17 protein-coding genes are annotated in these 18366 nt (G+C 39.7%); 9 read left to right on the top strand and 8 right to left on the bottom strand.

The genetic code is table 11. The features are described 5' to 3' along the window. Window positions 1–56 precede the first annotated feature (56 nt). The 6 genes from F909_RS04945 to F909_RS04970 all read left to right on the top strand — a co-directional run bounded on the left by F909_RS04945 (window position 57) and on the right by F909_RS04970 (window position 5303). The gene (locus F909_RS04945) at window positions 57–848 is read left to right on the top strand and encodes a Slam-dependent surface lipoprotein (protein ID WP_005152951.1); all 792 of its coding nucleotides are present in this window, start codon (window positions 57–59) and stop codon (window positions 846–848) included. Between the two features lie 106 nt (window positions 849–954). Further along, complete coding sequence (locus F909_RS04950; protein ID WP_171067352.1) at window positions 955–2421, top strand: hemophilin secretion modulator; 1467 nt, start codon at window positions 955–957, stop codon at window positions 2419–2421. 10 nt (window positions 2422–2431) lie between these two features. Beyond that, window positions 2432–3352 (top strand): energy transducer TonB, encoded by a 921-nt coding sequence (locus tag F909_RS04955; RefSeq protein ID WP_005152947.1) that lies wholly within the window; start codon window positions 2432–2434, stop codon window positions 3350–3352. Window positions 3353–3377: 25 nt separating this feature from the next. Then, on the top strand, window positions 3378–3977 hold the full coding sequence (locus tag F909_RS04960) for a biliverdin-producing heme oxygenase (RefSeq protein WP_085940861.1): 600 nt from the start codon (window positions 3378–3380) through the stop codon (window positions 3975–3977). A 25-nt stretch (window positions 3978–4002) separates the two neighbouring features. After that, window positions 4003–4443 carry a YbaN family protein gene (locus tag F909_RS04965; protein WP_005152943.1) on the top strand — a complete coding sequence of 147 codons (441 nt, stop codon included), beginning with the start codon at window positions 4003–4005 and terminating at the stop codon, window positions 4441–4443. Window positions 4444–4628: 185 nt separating this feature from the next. Further along, on the top strand, window positions 4629–5303 hold the full coding sequence (locus tag F909_RS04970) for a YjjG family noncanonical pyrimidine nucleotidase (protein ID WP_005152941.1): 675 nt from the start codon (window positions 4629–4631) through the stop codon (window positions 5301–5303). Here the strand turns inward: F909_RS04970 and F909_RS21600 are convergent. Further along, window positions 5298–5729: a hypothetical protein gene (locus F909_RS21600; protein WP_005152939.1), complete on the bottom strand. Its 432-nt coding sequence runs from the start codon at window positions 5727–5729 to the stop codon at window positions 5298–5300. The genes F909_RS04970 and F909_RS21600 overlap by 6 nt on opposite strands. 159 nt (window positions 5730–5888) lie before the next feature. Here F909_RS21600 and mhpT point away from each other — a divergent pair, with 159 nt between their 5' ends. Beyond that, window positions 5889–7145 (top strand): 3-(3-hydroxy-phenyl)propionate transporter MhpT, encoded by a 1257-nt coding sequence (mhpT, locus tag F909_RS04980; protein WP_005152938.1) that lies wholly within the window; start codon window positions 5889–5891, stop codon window positions 7143–7145. 80 nt (window positions 7146–7225) lie between these two features. On the opposite strand, the gene F909_RS04985 is transcribed toward mhpT, so the two are convergent. The 7 genes from F909_RS04985 to F909_RS05015 all read right to left on the bottom strand — a co-directional run bounded on the left by F909_RS04985 (window position 7226) and on the right by F909_RS05015 (window position 15045). Continuing rightward, window positions 7226–7657 carry an SRPBCC family protein gene (locus F909_RS04985; RefSeq protein WP_005152937.1) on the bottom strand — a complete coding sequence of 144 codons (432 nt, stop codon included), beginning with the start codon at window positions 7655–7657 and terminating at the stop codon, window positions 7226–7228. A gap of 408 nt (window positions 7658–8065) precedes the next feature. Then, complete coding sequence (cydB, locus tag F909_RS04990; RefSeq protein ID WP_005152932.1) at window positions 8066–9070, bottom strand: cytochrome d ubiquinol oxidase subunit II; 1005 nt, start codon at window positions 9068–9070, stop codon at window positions 8066–8068. Then, on the bottom strand, window positions 9063–10505 hold the full coding sequence (locus F909_RS04995) for a cytochrome ubiquinol oxidase subunit I (RefSeq protein ID WP_005152931.1): 1443 nt from the start codon (window positions 10503–10505) through the stop codon (window positions 9063–9065). The genes cydB and F909_RS04995 overlap by 8 nt, the downstream gene beginning before the upstream one ends. 146 nt (window positions 10506–10651) lie before the next feature. Next, window positions 10652–11119, bottom strand: coding sequence for a DUF2946 family protein (locus tag F909_RS05000; RefSeq protein ID WP_005152928.1), 468 nt, complete (start codon window positions 11117–11119; stop codon window positions 10652–10654). 176 nt (window positions 11120–11295) lie between these two features. Continuing rightward, the gene (locus tag F909_RS05005; RefSeq protein ID WP_005152925.1) at window positions 11296–12156 is read right to left on the bottom strand and encodes a siderophore-interacting protein; all 861 of its coding nucleotides are present in this window, start codon (window positions 12154–12156) and stop codon (window positions 11296–11298) included. Between the two features lie 142 nt (window positions 12157–12298). Next, window positions 12299–13810: a hypothetical protein gene (locus F909_RS05010; protein WP_005152923.1), complete on the bottom strand. Its 1512-nt coding sequence runs from the start codon at window positions 13808–13810 to the stop codon at window positions 12299–12301. Window positions 13811–14148: 338 nt separating this feature from the next. Then, on the bottom strand, window positions 14149–15045 hold the full coding sequence (locus tag F909_RS05015) for a LysR family transcriptional regulator (RefSeq protein ID WP_005152921.1): 897 nt from the start codon (window positions 15043–15045) through the stop codon (window positions 14149–14151). Window positions 15046–15169: 124 nt separating this feature from the next. Between F909_RS05015 and F909_RS05020 the strand changes: the two genes are divergently transcribed. Continuing rightward, window positions 15170–15922 (top strand): SDR family oxidoreductase, encoded by a 753-nt coding sequence (locus tag F909_RS05020; RefSeq protein ID WP_005152919.1) that lies wholly within the window; start codon window positions 15170–15172, stop codon window positions 15920–15922. Between the two features lie 216 nt (window positions 15923–16138). After that, window positions 16139–18259 (top strand): TonB-dependent siderophore receptor, encoded by a 2121-nt coding sequence (locus F909_RS05025; RefSeq protein WP_005152917.1) that lies wholly within the window; start codon window positions 16139–16141, stop codon window positions 18257–18259. Window positions 18260–18366 lie beyond the last annotated feature (107 nt).

The raw sequence follows: 18366 nt of genomic DNA, 5'->3' as shown, positions 1-18366 counted from the left end.
TATCGTTATCTTCATTGAAACAATAACTTAGCTTTAGAAAAATGGAGTAACAATAAATGAAAATCTCTCAACTGTTCATCGGTCTTGTTGCATGTTCTGCTGTATTTGCTCATGCAGGTATTGAAGGTGCTTCTAGTAACGAAGCAAATATCAAAGTCGGTGCGGCAGCAAGTGCTAGTCATCCGGGTGGTGCAGCTGCAGTTTCTGTGCAGGCGGCAGGTGCACCATATAACGCTTTTACAGGCTTTAGTTCACTAAAAGGTTTAGCGCAAGCATTTTCTGCGCAAGGCACAAGTAATACGAATGTCACTGTAGGTACCAAGACATTTAATATCTCTCATATTCCTGTATCGGCAATGCCGCCTTCACATAGTGCTTTAGGTAACTTTAATTTTGGTCAAGTCGGCACACAAGAAGTTTATTTCGGTGAATGGTGGAAAGCGGGTGATACACCTGCAAGCGCAAGCCATACGGTTTATTACGCAGGTGACAATACCAATACCACAGTACCAACTGCAGGTACTGCGACCTATACCGTTGCAGGGATTAACGGCTCAGCAGCCAATCTGTTAAGTGGTAATTTTACTGCAAACTTCGGTGCGGGTACTTTGGAAGGTTCATTAGCTGGAACAGGTACAACCGTTTCAAACGTAACGCTTGATGGTGTGACGTTTAATCCAGGTTCAGCTGCATTTAGCGGATTTGCAGTTGCAAATGGTACAGCTGGCTTAAATGACTCAGGTATTGTTCAGGGACATTTCTTTGGTGCAAATGCTGCTGCTTTAGCGGGTATCGCGAAATTTGACAATGTTTCTTATAACACTGCATTTGGCGGCGCGAAGAACTAATTAGAGCGAAAGGAATCTACAACTGTAGATTCCTTTTTCTTGCTTAAGACTTAATGATTTTATTTTTTGTTTTACGGTTTTTATGAAAAGAACATTGCTGTGCTGTCTGACTCTATTGGCTGCTTCATCACTCTATGCAGATGATGATACTAAACTTCGCCTGAATCAAAGCTTAGATCAAAATTTATTACAACAACAGCACCAACTACAACAACAAGGCACAATTCGTGATACCGAGAAACTACCTAGTATTCTTATCAATGGCCAAATTTTTGCGGTAGAGAAAAATGAGGATGATTTGGCAAAAGCTCTTTATTTGGCTGTCATGCAAAAACAATGGGGCAATGCTGCGGTTTATTTAAAGCATTATCAGCAATATCAAGACTATGATCAGGCTTTAACTGATTTTGCCGAAGGGGCACTGGCACGTGCTCAGGGGCAGCTCAAATTAGCCGAGCAAAAATTTCAAAGCAGTCTCAATAAACAACCCAATAATCTGATTTGTGAACTAGAGTTAGCGCGCGTGCTGTTTGAACAGCAGAAGAACAAAGAAGCAGCACGCCTTTTTACATCAATTCAAAACAAACTGGGACAGAGTGATCGTACGGTGATACCGCCAGAAGTAGAACAAACGGTTAATCTGTTCGTCAAAGCACTCGATCAGCGAGATTCATGGCAAGGCAGTGTCGCGATTGGTCCATCCTATGCCACAAATCTGAATAGTTCTTCTGAACAAAGTAAAACATGGACGTTATATGGCATTGACGATAAGGGCAATGCGACTCCCATTCAAGAAATTACCCGTGGCAGCCCTAAAGCAGCATCAGCAACAGGTATGGACTATGAAGCCAGTTTAATGAAACGCTTTTCTCTCTACGGCAATCATGGGGTTGCCTTACGTGGTTTAGCGTATGGACAGTCTTATGATGATCATGCCGACTATAACGAATCCACCCTAAATATTAATGCAGGCTATAGCTTTTTCGATTTAAAAAATCAGATCAGCATTGCACCATTATTTGAACATAAACGTTATGCAAATGACGGTTTATACAATGCATGGGGTGCACGTGCTGAATGGATGCGATTTATTGCAGCAGACAAAGCATTCAAGCTCGAAGCTGAAATCAAAGATCTGGATTATCAAAAATATAAAACACTAGATGGTAAAGAAAGCTCAGCGATGTTCACGTTTTGGAAGATTCTACCTAAGCAATGGACATTATTTAGTGGACTGGATGTGCTTGATCATGACACGCAAGAAAAATATATGGCAGCCTATCAACAACAAGGCATTCGGTTCGGGTTGAGCAAGTCTTGGAATGTTGGGTTGAATACCACTTTATTCAGTTCATATCGCTGGCGGCAGTTTGATCAATATGTAGAGACATTTGCGGCCCGCCGTCATGATTTTGAACAAAATTATACCGTTGTTGTGCAGATGCCCCGATTTAAATTTTACGGCATGACACCAAATCTGACTTATCGTTATAACCACAACAGTAGCAATGTGGATTGGTTATATTCCTACGATAAACACAATGTCAGCTTAAAGCTTGAGCATCGTTTTTAGGGGGATGACGATGAAATCAAAGCTCCAGCATTCACCTTATGAATTGACCACAAAACCACCATCTGTTTTGATTTTGGCACATTCCTATCAGAAGTCGATCATTGTATTGCTGGTCATTGCGCTGCATCTAATAGGATTATGGTTTCTGAGCCATTTTATTGAACCTTACACTTTGGCCACTTCACCGAAAGTAAATGCACTCAAAGTACGGTTTGTGTCATTAGTACCATCAGAGAACCCAACTCCTCATACAACGGCTCAGCGTGCCATTGCTCAGCCACCCAAACAACAATACTTAAAAAAACAATCTGCACCTCGTGCTACACAACAAAGTGCTGAGATCATCGAACAAAAGATATTCACCAGTCAAAATGCAACAAATACGGTGCAGAAGAAACAGCCGAGTCAAAAACATCACTCCTTCGCATCTCAATTAACACAAACTGTTGCAGTGCAGTCCGTAGAAAGCAAAGCGTTTAAACAACAGACTCAGACTGATCAACAATCTACTGTGCTGAATGAAAATCAGCAAATGCATAAAGCGCAATCTGAAGAAAATCAATCACGCCCGAGTGGTGTAAAAACACCTGCAGCGCAACAGGAACTAAGTCGAGCACCTGAAAGCCAAGTTCAGCATGATGAACCTATCCAAGTCAGTAGTGTCGATGTGCTCAGTTTTGGAAAGTTTAGCTACGATGATCGGGAGCTCAGACAACAAACTCGTATGGTGGAGTTACGTTTACGCATTAATGAAAACGGACAGCCTATCGATATCCAATTAAAACAAAGTTCAGGTATTGCCAGTTTAGATGAACGCGTTCTAAACGCAGCCCGTCAGTCCACATTCAAACCCTACAAAGTCAATGGCCGAGCAGTGGCTATTGTCGTTGATTTCCCCGTGCAACTTAAACTCAGTCGGGACAGCCGATGAGCAATATTCTTTCTTCAGGAGAATGATAATGAACGCAGCAACAGAACAAATGGTTGCCAATAGCCTTTCTCAACGTCTAAAGCAAGAAACGGCAGCAGAACATGAACGAATGCATCGCTTAATGGCTCAGGCAGATGTCTTTGCAAGCAAAGAAAAATATGCGCAATTCACGTTGTCTCAATATTATTTTCAACAAGAAATTGAGCATCTTTTTGAACAAGAAGGTGTGGCTGGATTAATTCCAGATCTCGGTATTCGTGGTCGCTCTCAGCAAGCTTTTGAAGATTTACAAGATTTAGGTATTCAACCCGCAGGGCAGCCGTTGCAGAGTGCAGCGGTTAAATTACCTGAAGCTCTAGGCTGGATTTATGTCTCAGAAGGGTCAACCTTAGGCGCAGCTTTTTTATTTAAAGAAGCCCAAAAAAGTTTAGGTTTCTCTGAAACATTCGCGGCGCGTAATCTCGCGGCGTATCCAGAGGGACGTGCCAAGGTTTGGAAACGCTTTGTCCAATCACTTGATGATGCTGAGTTTGACTCAGTTTTACAGGATCGCGTGGTGCAAGGTGCTTTAGATGCTTTTGGCTATTTTGGAAATGCACTAATCCAGTTGGATGAGTTGACATAAACAAGTGGATTGAGCATCGCTAGGGATGGAGAATATTGATCGCATGAATAATGATGTGAAAACAGATGTTTTGTCACAACCGCCACAGCCAGCAAGCAAATTAGTACGCTCAGTTTGGTGGCGATTATTCTTTATCTGCCTCGCCTGGTTGTGCATTGGACTCGGTATTCTTGGAATTTTTATTCCGGGTTTACCGACGGTTGACTTTATTATATTGGCTGTTTTCTTTGCAGCTAGAGGTTCAGAAAAGCTGCATCAATGGTTTCTAAATCATCGTCTTATCGGTCCAATCATCAAAGAGTGGCAAGAAAATAGACGTATTCCCAGAAAAGCCAAATATATCTCGACGCTAAGCATGAGTATCGCTGCGGGGATTATGATCTGGACCATTCCACATCCTTGGGTTGTTTATCCTCTTGTGGCATGTATGGCAGCAGTATTAATCTGGATGTGGTTAAGAGATTAGACCACCAAGCCGATTTCTGGAATCATGTAAACGTTAATCACTAAATTTGAAATAAATCACATCCATTATCTAGTCAAGACAGAACTCAATATCAAAAAGAGCAAACAGCCTTAGGCGGCTTGCTCTTTTATCAATCGGTATAATAAAATTATTTCACTATTTGCTTCGGTTGTAAGATTGCTGAGATGTATAAAGCTATATTCTTTGATATTGATGATACTTTGCTTGATTTTAGTGTAGCCAACCGTTCTGCATTTGTTAAATCGTTTGGAGAGTTTAATTTACAGCATGATGATTTGACCTATTCGACTTATAAAAATATTAATCATCAGTTGTGGGAAAAACAGAAGTTAGGTCAAATTACTGTACAGAATGTGATTGATTATCGATTTAAAGAATTATTTTTGGCTTTAAATATCGAATTGGATCATGATCATTTTCGAGATACGTTCCAAGGAAACTTAGCCAAAGAACATACACTTGAGGATGGAGCCGCTGACGTAATTCAGTACCTGAGCCAAAAATATAAGCTATTTGCAGCATCCAATAGTTTTCTCAATCAACAAAAGTCACGTTTGGGTCTTGCGGGTCTGTTATCACATTTTTCTGATTTGTTTATTTCAGATGACATCGGATACGAAAAACCAGATCAACGTTTTTTTGAAATCTGTTTACATCGAAGTAATATCGCGAAAGAAGAAGTTTTATTCATTGGCGATAGTTTAGAGGCTGATATGAAAGGGGCGGCATCCTGTGAGATCGCGACCTGTTGGTACAATCCTAAGAATTTACCCAATCGTTATGATTTAAATCTCTCCCATACAATTCAACATCTATCTGATTTAGCAAAAATTTTATAAATCAAGATGATCTGGCTGATGAGGTTTAAGATTAATCAAAATCAGCCAGTAACAGACCGCAGGAATAAGAGCGAAAAATAAGGAAAAACCGTCTTGATAGATCAACCACCATCGTTGAGTGACTTGACCTGTATGAGCCCAGCTCAACAATATCAAAAACGGTGCTGCGATAAGTAGTGAGCTTAAACAGATAGAGAAAAAATTCAAATATTGGTAACGATTGAGAATAACAGAGAATAGAAAGGAAAATGGAACAGTTAAGACACAATAGACAAGATAAACAAACAGGTGTACTGCAACCACCGTCAGTATCGAATTAAGTTTAAATTCGTTATTTATTACGATGAAGAGGAACGCAACGATAACGAGAAAGGGAAGAGGAGCAAGTAACAATGATTTTAAAATGATAATCTTTTTATATGTCACAAACACTCTCAATGCATTCTAATTACATATTTCATAAATTAATTTTGAATTGCGTAACTCAATCTGCTCTGCTAGTCTTTTACATGCACTAAAATAGGCTAAAAATGCGTACAGCGTATAAGGGATTATAAATTCGAATAATCAAAAAGGAAGATAGGAATGTTAAAAGATGCTGAAATCGCATCAAAGTCATCAAAAATTGGCATGATCATTACATTAGTCTTATGTTTCATTTTTGCCATTATTGAAGGTTTTGATTTACAGTCGATGGGTGTTGCGGCACCACGAATTAAAGCAGAGATGTTACTTGATAGTAGACAGATGGGATGGATCTTCAGCGCTGCTGTTTTAGGAACATTACCTGGCGCATTGATTGCTGGGCGAATAGCCGATGCGGTTGGACGTAAAAAAGTTTTTATCTTCTGCATTGTCATCTTTGGTTTTATGTCGCTATTAACACCTTTTGCTAAAGATTTAAACACCTTGCTTCTGGTTCGTTTTTTGACCGGTTTGGGTATGGGTGGTGCGTTACCCATTGTGATCACGATGGTCTCTGAAGCAGTACCTGAAAAATACAAAGCAACCGCAGTGAGTATCATGTACTGTGGTATGCCAATAGGTGGCGTTTTAACCTCAGTTGTTGCCTTATCTTTAACAGCCGATCATGAGTGGCGACATATTTTTTATATTGGTGGTATCGCACCTTTATTGCTTGTACCTATTCTTATTTTCTTATTACCAGAATCTAAAGCCTACCTGACTAGAAGCACACAACCGAAAAGTAAAAAGCAAACTTTGGTTGAGGTTTTATTCGCTAAACCACGTGTCTTGATCACTTCCAGCCTTTGGATCAGTTTCTTTGGTACGCTATTGGTACTTGCGTTATTTCAAAACTGGTTACCGACACTCATTTCTGGTCTAGGCCTAAACAAAGAACAAGCCAGTTATATTCAGATTGGATTTAATCTAGGTGGATCAATCGGGGTACTGATTTTAGGTTTTATGCTGGATCGATTGAATAAGTTCGTTATTGTCGCAAGTGTATATAGTGGCATTCTACTCTCGCTGATTGGTCTTGCTTATTCCAATAGCCCATCTAGCTTTATCATATTTGCAACAGGGTGCGGGATGTTTGTGATTGGCTGTCAGTCCATTTTATACACCCTAGCAGCCAAGTATTATCCAACAGAAATGAGAGGAACGGGAGTTGGTGCTGCCGTTGCGATTGGAAGATTAGGTGCTTTTGCAGGTCCCTTAGTAGCAGGCTATTTACTGGGTACAGGGCAAAGTGAGATTGTTGTCATCGCATCCAGTATTCCAATGATTTTATTGGCCGCAATATCTGCATTGATTTTGCTGCGTAAGCCAGAGCATTCCACGAATAGAAAAGAATCACTTGAGACGGCAACCTCTTAAGCATTCGGTAGAACTACGACTTGACGGTTGATGTTGCACATTTCACCGTCAAGTTTTACAAATTACAAAGCAGTCTGAAATTAAAACTTCAGTTTTTTAAGACCTCGATTGATACCATTTTGCAGCGCAGCTTTAATAATTGGACCAATAAAAGGCAGTCGTCCCTTAAAGCTGATGGTGTAATCTAAGCGAGTTCGACCATTGCCTAAATCGCTAAATTTCATCACACCTCGATGCGCTTTAATCGGACTAATTCCGCTGGTAATCGCATATTCAATTAATTCATTTTCTTGGTAAACCAAGTTTGTTTCAACAAATGAAGGCGCTAAAGGAATCGAAAGTTTCCGCGCTGAACCCACGCCATTACGTGCATCTTGACCATCATTTATTCGTGTGATTTTAGCTGGTGCAAATATTTTGCTTAAATTTTCATGCTCACTGAGAACAGCAAAGACCTTATCTACGGGTGCATTAAATTCTTGTATTACCTTGACCTGTTGTGTTTTTAGCATATCGAAACCCCTCTAAAAATTGACATGGTGTATTGTCAGTTTCTGGATGTTAGCATGCTTTTAAAAATTGCGGAATTTTCCTTGGTCGGAAATTCATTTTTCTTTGTGAATGAATCATAATTAGGATCTATTGATTTTATTTCTTAAAATAACTGGGTGTAATACCTGACCAACGCTTATAAGCTTGTGAAAAGGTAGATAGATCTGAAAAACCAAGGTTCGCCACCTGAGTCAAATATAAAAAGGCTATACCTAGGTATAGCCTTTTTTATAACAAGAAAATTCAACTTAGTAGGCGAGTTTTAATAAGACTCTAAAAAACATTGCGATCATTAACAAACCGAGGAACCCAGCTAGCCAAAGTACGATAAACCATTGTGTTTTAGATAGTTTCATTTGATGACACTCCTAGTGATAGCCTTCATCACCGACACGGACTTTATCCCGAAATACCCAGTAGGAAACAATGGTATAGGCAATGATAATCGGGATTAGAATCACCGCACCCACCAATGCGAATTTCTGACTGGAAGGTGGCGCTGCCGCTTCCCAAATTGTGACTGAGGGTGGAATGATATTCGGCCAGAGGCTGATCACAAATCCAGTAAAAGCGAGGAATACCAGTGCTAGGGTGTAGATAAAAGGTTTAAAGTCCTGACGTTGTTTACATGCTTTTAGAATCAAAAATGTAAATAACAACACCAAAATGGGTACAGGGCTAAAATACAGTAGATTTGGTAATGCAAACCAACGAGCTGCAATTTCAGGATGTGTCAGTGGGGTATAGAGACTGACACCTGCAAATACCACAAATAGAAGCATGATCAGCTTCGGCATTAAATGGTACATTTTGTCCTGTAGCTCATGATCGGTTTTCATAATCAGCCAACCACAACCCAATGCTGCATACATGGCAACCACACCCAGTCCCGTAAAGAGCGCGAAAGGTGTGAACCAATCCAGACCTGAGCCTGAGAAAATGCCATTGGTGGTTTGAATGCCTTGGATATAAGCACCTAAAATCACACCTTGCAGGAAACTGGAGAGAATTGAGCCCCAAATAAAAGCCTGATCCCATAAATGCTTGGTTCGATTGGCTTTGAAGCGGAACTCAAACGCAACGCCACGGAAAATCAGTGCAATCACCATGAGGGTAATCGGCATATATAACGCTGAAAGGACGGTTGAATAGACTAGAGGAAAAGCTGCGAATAAACCTGCACCACCGAGGACCATCCATGTTTCATTGCCATCCCAGACAGGTGCGACGGTATTCATCATCACATCCCGTTCTTCGCTGTTTTGAATGAAGGGAAACAGTATTCCAATACCGAGATCGAAACCATCTAAAATGACATAGATCAATACGCCAAGTCCGATAATACCCACCCAAATCAGAGAGAGATCAATCATGGTGTTTCTCCTTATTTGGGTCTTGTGTATCGATGGTTTCATCAACTGCGCTTAAAGGACGCATTGGTGTTTTGAAATGTCCATGACCTGCGGGCTCAAGATCAACAGCTTCAATAAATTCTGGGCCTTTATGCATCAGTTTCAACATGTAATAGATCCCAATTCCGAAAACAACACAGTACACCACCACAAAAATGATTAAGGTGAGACCGACTTGTTCAGCAGAAACAGGAGAAAGCGCATCTTTGGTCCGCATTACACCATATACAACCCAAGGCTGGCGCCCAACTTCAGTAGTAAACCATCCCGCCAATACTGCAATAAATCCAGATGGGCCCATCAGCAAAGCAAAACGATGAAACCACTTACTTTCAAAAAGCTTTCCTGTTTTTCTTAACCAAGCACCAGACAAAGCCAATAAAAGCATTAACATGCCCAGACCAACCATGACACGGAAACTCCAAAATACAATAGTTGAGTTTGGTCGATCTTCTGGGGCAAAGTCTTTTAAGCCTTTAACAGTACCGTCCATCGAGTGAGTCAAAATCAAGCTTCCTAGATTTGGAACTGCAACCGCATATTTAGTGCGCTCTTCTTGCATATCTGGAATACCAAATAAGTAGAGTGGCATGCCTTCATCATAATTGGTTTCCCAATGTCCCTCCATCGCAGCAAGTTTTGCTGGTTGATGCTTTAAAGTATTTAAACCGTGTGCATCCCCAACAAATACTTGTAAGGGTGCCAAGACCAAAATCAACCATAGGGCCATCGAAAATGATTTTTTGACAAGTTCATCGCGACGACCTTTAAGTAAATGCCAGGCAGCAGTTGCGGCAACCAATAAAGCTGCAACCATAAAGGCTGCAATTGCCATATGTACTAATCGATAAGGGAAAGATGGGTTAAAGACAATTGCCCACCAATCTGTCGGTACAATAATGCCATTTTCAATGCTAAAGCCTTGCGGTGTTTGCATCCAACTATTGGAAGACAGAATCCAGAACATGGAAATACAGGTTCCGATAGCAACCATCAGTGTGGCAAAAAAGTGTGCCTTGGGGCTAACACGGCCCCAACCAAACAGCATAATGCCTAAGAAACCTGCTTCCAAGAAGAATGCACTAAGTACTTCATAGGTGAGCAGAGGACCTGTAACACTACCTGCAATTCGGGAAAACTCACTCCAGTTGGTTCCAAACTGGTAGCTCATGACGACACCAGAAACCACGCCCATTCCAAAGGCCACAGCAAAAATTTTGACCCAATACTTAAACAGGTCTTTATAAATTGGATCTTTGGTACGTAGCCAACGCCACTCTAAAACAGCCAAGAAGCTGGCTAAACCAATGGAAATCGCAGGAAAAATAATATGAAAGGATACGGTAAAAGCGAATTGTATTCTTGCCAATTCGAGTGCAGTAAAACCTAAAGTCATGACCGTACCTCATCTTGTTTTTGATGAGATAAACTGAGGGCTGATAAAGCCTCTACCCAACGATGAGTATGATTAGAAAAAGAAAACATGACTATAATCTCTTGAATATATAAATTTTTCAAAACTTAAACGTTTTGAGCTTCAAGTTAGAGTGATAGTAAAAGTGGCGGTGCTCGACCTTGAGGGGTAAGAAAGAGTTGCTGAAGCTGAAAGAAAACATGGAAGTAGTTTTCAATAAAGGCGAGAAAACGAACCTGAATCCTAACCAAAATATGTCTTAGATCAATATCTGGTAAAGGCAAAATATGACTATACACCACACAATATTGACATTGATGATTTGCATCATGGTGGTGATGAGCAGATGGTGTTTTCGCTTCAGCTAAAAAGGTAGGGTATGCATGTTCCATATCATGTTGTGGACTAAACACATTGTGATGTTGAGTCGTGACATGATGATCATGGGATGAAGAAGAGGAGTGAGGGGCTTGCAACAAAACTTGGGCAATAGTTTCACATACTGGAGAAACTTGATATTTCTCTGGCAGTAATGGCTGTAAGAACACAGCGAGTTGTAAAAAGATTGCATAGAAGGCTAGCAATCTTCCAATCATCAGCACCCGATTGATCTCTTTCTGGAAATCATTGGAGAAATACTATAACAAAGAAATTTTTTTTTAAAAGGAATAATTAACTTTTTCTTTATAATAGAAATAATATTTTTACCTGATGGTCAACTGTGTTGGTTTTTGAACGAGATGGTTTCTTGAAGCTACTGTGTAAATACAAACTAAACAGGCATATCTAAGTCATCAAAGCTTTCTAAGGTCTTTCCTGCATGAATATGTTTTTGATAGTACTCAAATCGCACCTCGTCTAATACTGTACTAGAAAGACCGACATTCCAATAGCCAGTGACCTGTACATCTTTTTGAGCTAGCGATTTTTCTTCTACGAAAAATTGGCGAATAGCCCTAGCTTCATTACGTTCACATGCGGCCCAGACTGCAATGTTATTCATTTGCTTAAACTGATAAGCCGCTTTAAGTAGCAGCCCCATTTTCCCAGCTTGATCTTGACCTTCACGAAGTAATAAATGCATTTTTACTTTTAAGCATTTAGGAAAATATGCAAGGATATGAGGTTCTGAACTTTCAATAAAGATATCTGCACTGACATCAGTTGGCCAAGATTTTAGGATGGAATAAAGTGCTGGAAGGGCAGTTTCGTCAGCAAACATGACCACATGTTTTTTCTCATCAAAATTTGGAACAAAGTGAGGTCTTGGTCCGATTAATTGAGTTTTTGTACCTATTTTTGCATTATGTACCCACTTCATCGCAGGACTTTGATCCTCATGTTCAATCAGATCAATTTCAATTTCATATTTGTCTCGATCAAAGGAACGAATCGTATAAACACGTGTTAAAAAGGCATCCTCATCGTTTTGAGAAACACCTAAACGAACAGCTAAATTCGGCTTAGCCCATAAATCAGGCTGATGAGTATCAATTTTACCATGTACGCGTAGGATGCTTGGGAACGGTCTTGAAATAGCTGTAATGGTCATTTCAATCTGTTCCAGATTTCTCATATGGTCATTTTGTTTAAGTATATTTTTATCATTTGAAATTTGATTTTGCTTAGTCATTATCAATTTACTCAGCATTATTAAGTGAAATTCCACCCATTATGCAAGATAATGATAATCATTTGCAATAAAACAACTTAAAAAAGATCTAAAAACTAGAGAACTTGTTTATTCTCTAGTTATGTAATACAAGTGGGTACTGTTAAAATTTTGCTCGTATCCAGCCATACGCAGCAGCAAAGGGCAAAGCGGTTCTGGCTAAATATGGAACATGCCAAAGTCCACCATGATTAGCATTCTCCATAATGAGCTCCAATGGATGCTCCAACGATTTTTCAGGATTGGTTGCGCTATCAGGGTTGTTTAAATCATGTACCCAAAGCGCTGCCATAATGGCATTGGTGGTTTCAGGGCTAAAGGTTTCAACCTTGAACAAGTCAGCTCCTGAAAACGCTGCTTTGAGGATTGGATTTTTCACAACAGAATGGGTTGTGGTAGACGGGGCAATATTAATAACCGTCTTTTGGCCGCGTGCGCGTGTACTGATGGCAAACCATTGTTGCAGGCGTTTTGCCAAGGCATAATTTGGCCCTTGTTCAATCACCATACAGTCAGAAATACCATACTGCTGACCATTATCTGATTCAATCAGCTGCTTGGTATTGGATTGGAAAAAGTTGGATAAAGAAATATTGTGAATAGACCGAGTCAGGAACTTTTCGAGAATAGGGCGCTGTTTAATGTTTTGTTGTATCGATTGCACCACCGCTTTAGGAATCGCATAGATATCTGTTGGCGTGAGCATGAACATGATGCTGCTGTCTGGTTTTTGCAGGCTCACTTGTTCCATGATACTAATCATGGCGATCGAAACACGCACATGTTTTTCACCATCTAAATAAGCAATACCGGCCAAATCTAAAGTTTCAGTAAAGGTATTGAGCCAATTGGCAATTTCGGGTGTTTGAGTCAATAAATTCGCACCAAGTTGCTTGTCACCATTTGCCAAAGTGATTTGTGGTGCGATTAAGGTAGCATTGCCTTGCTGAATGGTTTGGGTAATTTTTTCCCAGATTTTTGGGTGAGGTAAATCAATAGCAACGATATTGGCACGCCATTTTGCAAGCCAACTGAGTGGTCCTGCTTCAGATGCGGCACCAAATAACACCATGGTACGCGCAGATAAATCAAACCATTCAGGGTGAGCTTGCAACAAACGTAATGCTTTTGCATGGCTAGGCTCAATAATTCGTTGTGTTTCCCAATGATCAATTTGATCCGATAAGGCTTGGCCCTGTAGTTTTTTGCCCCCAAAAGGAATAAACCATGGCTGAACCGCAGAAGGGCCAGAACCTTTCAAGACATAGCTTTCAAATGGCTGATCGCTAATATTGACCATGGCTTGCTGCAAAGAAGACTGTTCTGTCTCTCGATGAAATCTAAACAGTTCTTTGGCTGTATCCAATCCATGTTGGGCTATCAGCAAAGGATGATTGACCGATGTGATACCTGATTTAACCAACTCTTGAAAGTAAACTGGATATTTCTTTCTCCAATTTTTTTCAGCCTTGAGTTGCGATGCATAAGGAGAATCGACACTTTTCAGTGCGGCATATAAAATTTTCTTTGCCGTGTCGGTGGTACTAGGCGTCTTTTTGCCAGATTTAATGGGGAATTGTATTCCATCGATTTTAGACTGTAATGTATTGCTCAATTCATTGCTCCCATTTTCTGAATCAAAATTCAAAAACTAGCGTGGCTCTATGCTTTATTCAGTGTAAATTTCAGAATAAAGCGAAACAATGAAATACAAAATAGCGAAAAAAATGCAATTTTGAGTGTTTTCCAAATAGAAAAAGTCGTGTTGAAAAATCAAATAAAATTTAAAAATTTAACGAATACAATTATGTATGTTTCAATCATGGCATTTCTGTCATATTCCTAGACAGGTAAAATATTACTTCATGCACACTTAAGTTCTGTTTAACAAGCTTAAATATTCGCAAAACAATATTTATAAAATTTAGATTTTCTGCACCTAAAAGCTCGGAATCAGCTTAAAGGGTGATCCTTAAATAACTGGACGATCCATTCAATAAAGACTTTTTGTCGAGGTGAAACCAGTGTTTTTGAAGGATAGAGTAGAGAAACCGGAAGCGACGGAACAGGATAATTTTCTAGAATTTGACATAGCGTTCCTTGCTTCAATTCCGATGTTTGGGCGTAGTGCGGGACTTGAATAATGCCAAAATGCTGTTTAGCTGCTGATGAATAAGTATGTGCTCCGTTGACTTGAATCATATAAGGCAAATCATGCAATTCCATTTGCTGTTGAACGATGAACTCAAGTGGTAGCGGTTTCTGTCGAGCGGTTGAATAAAACCCAACCATGAAATGAGCCTTGAGATCTGCTAAAGATTGTGGCGTTCCGTATTTTTCTAAGTATTGCGGACTCGCCAAGGTAATTTGTTGAATCTCGCCAAGGTGCCTGACAATTAAATCACTGCTATTGAGCTGTCCAATCCGAATAACACAATCAATTCCTTCTTTAATGACATCAACATAACGGTCGCTTTCAGTCAGTTGCAGTTGAATTTGAGGAAACTCGGATAGGAATTCATGCAATTTTGGCATAATAAAATAGCTGGCAAAAATACCGTGTACTTCTATTTTTAGTGTTCCTTGAGGTTTTGCATGTAGAAAATCATGATCCGATTCATTGATATAAGCCAGAATGTATTTACAGCGCTCGAAGTAAATTTTCCCTTCATCAGTGAGTCTAACCTGACGTGTGGTTCGAAATAACAAACGAGTATTCAACTGCGTTTCTAATTGCTTAACTGCGTCAGTCAATGTAGAGCGAGGTAAATTCAGGATTTGTGCTGCCTTGGTAAAACTCTGCTGTTCTACAACTTGTATAAAAGCAGACATCGCATTTAATTTATCCATCGCGCTTAAGCCTTTTGTTCGGTTTATTCGGATAAAGATGTCAGAATTGGCTAGATTATCCAAGTATATCTGAACAGTATCATAGAACTTATTAGATGGTAAATTTCATTCGATGAGGTCATAAATGAACACAACTGCGCATGCAAACCAGAAAAAAATTATTTTAATTACAGGTGCTTCTCGAGGAATTGGTGCTTTTACGGCAAACTTACTGGCTCAACAAGGCCATACGATCATTGTAAATTATGCCAATAACGATCAAGAGGCCCATGCTGTGGTCACCAAGATTCAAGCCTTTGGTGGAATAGCATCTGCCTTTAAAGCAAATATCAGCCAATCAAAGGAAGTGACTCAATTATTTGATTATGCGATTCAGACCTACGGACGAGTGGATGTACTGATAAATAATGCTGGAATTATGCGATTAAATAAGATTGAACAGGTTGATGATGAGAGTATTGATCAAATTTTGGCAATCAACATAAAGGGACCTGTCTATACTATGCGTGAAGCTGCAAAACGACTGGCTCACGGCGGTAAAATTATCAATTTATCCAGCAGTGTTGTAGGACTGAAACTTGAAAGTTATGGTATTTATGCAGCATCAAAAGCAGCGATTGAATCCTTAACGGCGATTTTGGCCAAAGAATTAAGGGGGAAAAATATTACCGTAAATGCAATTGCACCGGGACCGACAGCAACCGAACTTTTCCTAGAAGGCAAAAGTGACGAGTTAATTGCACAACTCAGTAAAGCAGCACCTTTAGAGCGTTTAGGCACAGTAGAAGATATTGCTGCAGTTTTAGATTTTGCAGTTAGCGATGCAAGTAACTGGGTAAATGCCCAAGTGCTTCGAGTGAATGGTGGGATTATCTAGTACACAAAAGCAGAGCTTCGATCATAATTAGGCATTGGTGCTAATGAATACAATGTCTAATCTTAAAAATTAAAAAATGAATCAACTTCTTTTAAAACTTTTTTAAAAAATATCTGAATATGTTGTAGAAATACTTGTTCAATCTGAGAAAATTGGGAATACTCAAGCCCGTAAAATGCGGGCTAAAAAATTATCTTTTGGGGTTAGGCAACTATTGTGAAAACGTATCCATTTTCTCGTTTACAAAAAGCATTATTAGCGGTTGGTTCATTTTCATATCTAGGAATAAGCCCTGTAGTTTTACATGCAGAGGAGCCTCAAAGACTTGAAACAATCACTGTAACGGCTGAAAGCTTACCCACGATCTATTATCAACCGAACGTGAATTTATCGGGTTTTACGCAACAACAGCTTGCTGAAATTCCAGCATCGATCAGCACAGTAACTGCTGCACAGATTGCAGATCAACATGCTAAAACATTAACAGATATTATTAAAAATGATGCAGCAGCAGGCGATGGCTATGCACCAATTGGTTATTACCCAAATATTGTTATGCGTGGTTTTGCCTTAAATTTGGGCTCTAGTTATTTACTGAACGGTAACTTGCTGCGCGGTGAGCAAAATGTTGCGGTTGAAAACAAAGAACAAGTTGAAATTTTAAAAGGTATCAGCGCAATTCAAAGTGGTATGTCGACACCTGGTGGCGTTATCAACTATGTAAGCAAGCGACCAAAAGATATTCGTTCACTGACGCTTGAAGTAGACAGTCATGGGGGGCATCGAGTGGCAACCGATCTTGGCGGTTTACTCGGTGAACAGCAGCAGTTTGGTTATCGTATCAATCTGGCTAATGAAGAAATCCATCCTTATGTTGAACATGCAGATGGAAAACGTTTGTTTGGTTCTTTGGCTTTAGATTGGAAAATTTCAGATCGTTCAAAACTCGAATTTGATCTCGAGTCTCAACGCCAACGCCAACGATCAGTACCAGGTTACCAGTTACTGGATGGTAAAACTGTACCTACAGGTATTAATTGGGACCGATTACTTGGTTATCAAAGCTGGAGTAAACCCGTCACCAATGAAAGCCTAAATGCGGGCTTAAAATATAGCTACCAAATCAATAATAATTGGGAGACCAGTCTCAGTGCTTCTCAAAGTCGGGTCGTGGTCGATGATTACTCATCATTTGCCTACACCTTCGACCAGAATGGAAACTATGATATTTATGATTTCCGCAGTCCTGATGATAGCTATTTAACCAATCAGTTTAAAACTGGACTAAATGGCACATTTAATACAGGAACTTGGCAACATAAACTCAGTTTAGAATTATCGCAAAGCTATAAGCGTCATGCACAATACGATGCGCTAAATGAATGGGTAGGCACAGGAAATATTTATCAAGATCCTGACCCGTTTACACCGAGTGAAAAAACCTTAGGCAATCATTACAAATCATTTAAGAGTCAACAAACAGCTCTGAATTTACTCGACCAAATTGATTTAAATCAGGAATGGTCAGTTATCGCAGGTGGAAAATTACTACATTTAAATGAAGATGCCTATGATGCGACAGCTAATAAAATTAGAGATACCAATTTCAACCGGTTCTTACCACAATTTGCCTTGATGTATCAGCCTTGGAACGATACTCATTTATATGCGTCCTATGCAAAAGGTCTGAGTGATGGTGGACAAGCACCGTGGTACGCCAACAATGCATTTGCAACATTGGCACCTAAACATTCAACCCAATATGAAATCGGTATTAAGCAACAGTGGCAAACCTTACTGTTGACTGCTTCTTTATTTGAGTTAAAACAAGATAACCAATATACCAATACGGATAGTGACTATGTTACTGATGGCAAGCAACAGAATCTTGGCCTAGAACTTGGTGTACAAGGTCGTTTAGGACAAAATCTGGATATCACATCTTCTCTAGCACTTACGCGTTCACGTTTAAAAGACATTCAGGCAAACGAATATCAAGGGCATCAAACACAAAATGTCCCAACTGTACGCATCGCCAACGCTTTATCTTATCAATTACCACAAGTAGATGGATTGCGTTTACTCGCAGGCATGCAATATAGCAGCAGTAAATATGCCAATCGAACAGGGAGTGTGAAGGTATCGGGCTATACCTTGTTTAATTTAGGGACTGCTTATAATTTCCGTGCCTATGGCTATGACAATACCCTCCGATTTAACGTCGACAATGTATTTAATAAGAAATATTGGCGTGATGTGGGAAGTTTCTTTGGTGATGATTATTTATTCCTAGGGACACCACGTACAGCTCAATTGTCATGGAATGTGAGTTTCTAATTGAGCTAACTGCTTTTTGCTTTTACCTATATTGATCAAAAAAAGCCCTAAAAATTTGTGTTGATGTATTGAAAGCACCAATGTATATGGCTTTTTTATTATCAATG

Source organism: Acinetobacter sp. ANC 3929 (assembly GCF_000369405.1).
Lineage (GTDB): Bacteria > Pseudomonadota > Gammaproteobacteria > Pseudomonadales > Moraxellaceae > Acinetobacter.
The sequence above is the reverse complement of the archived record's forward strand: the minus strand, read 5'-3'. Positions and strand labels throughout refer to the sequence as shown.

Coding starts and splice junctions, on each gene's coding strand:
- F909_RS05005 (WP_005152925.1), bottom strand. CDS start 12,156: ATGACTAAGCAAAATCAAATTTCAAATGATAAAAATATACTTAAACAA.
- F909_RS04945 (WP_005152951.1), top strand. CDS start 57: ATGAAAATCTCTCAACTGTTCATCGGTCTTGTTGCATGTTCTGCTGTA.
- F909_RS04985 (WP_005152937.1), bottom strand. CDS start 7,657: ATGCTAAAAACACAACAGGTCAAGGTAATACAAGAATTTAATGCACCC.
- cydB (WP_005152932.1), bottom strand. CDS start 9,070: ATGATTGATCTCTCTCTGATTTGGGTGGGTATTATCGGACTTGGCGTA.
- F909_RS05015 (WP_005152921.1), bottom strand. CDS start 15,045: ATGGATAAATTAAATGCGATGTCTGCTTTTATACAAGTTGTAGAACAG.
- F909_RS04995 (WP_005152931.1), bottom strand. CDS start 10,505: ATGACTTTAGGTTTTACTGCACTCGAATTGGCAAGAATACAATTCGCT.
- F909_RS05020 (WP_005152919.1), top strand. CDS start 15,170: ATGAACACAACTGCGCATGCAAACCAGAAAAAAATTATTTTAATTACA.
- F909_RS04955 (WP_005152947.1), top strand. CDS start 2,432: ATGAAATCAAAGCTCCAGCATTCACCTTATGAATTGACCACAAAACCA.
- F909_RS04970 (WP_005152941.1), top strand. CDS start 4,629: ATGTATAAAGCTATATTCTTTGATATTGATGATACTTTGCTTGATTTT.
- F909_RS05000 (WP_005152928.1), bottom strand. CDS start 11,119: ATGATTGGAAGATTGCTAGCCTTCTATGCAATCTTTTTACAACTCGCT.
- mhpT (WP_005152938.1), top strand. CDS start 5,889: ATGTTAAAAGATGCTGAAATCGCATCAAAGTCATCAAAAATTGGCATG.
- F909_RS04965 (WP_005152943.1), top strand. CDS start 4,003: ATGGAGAATATTGATCGCATGAATAATGATGTGAAAACAGATGTTTTG.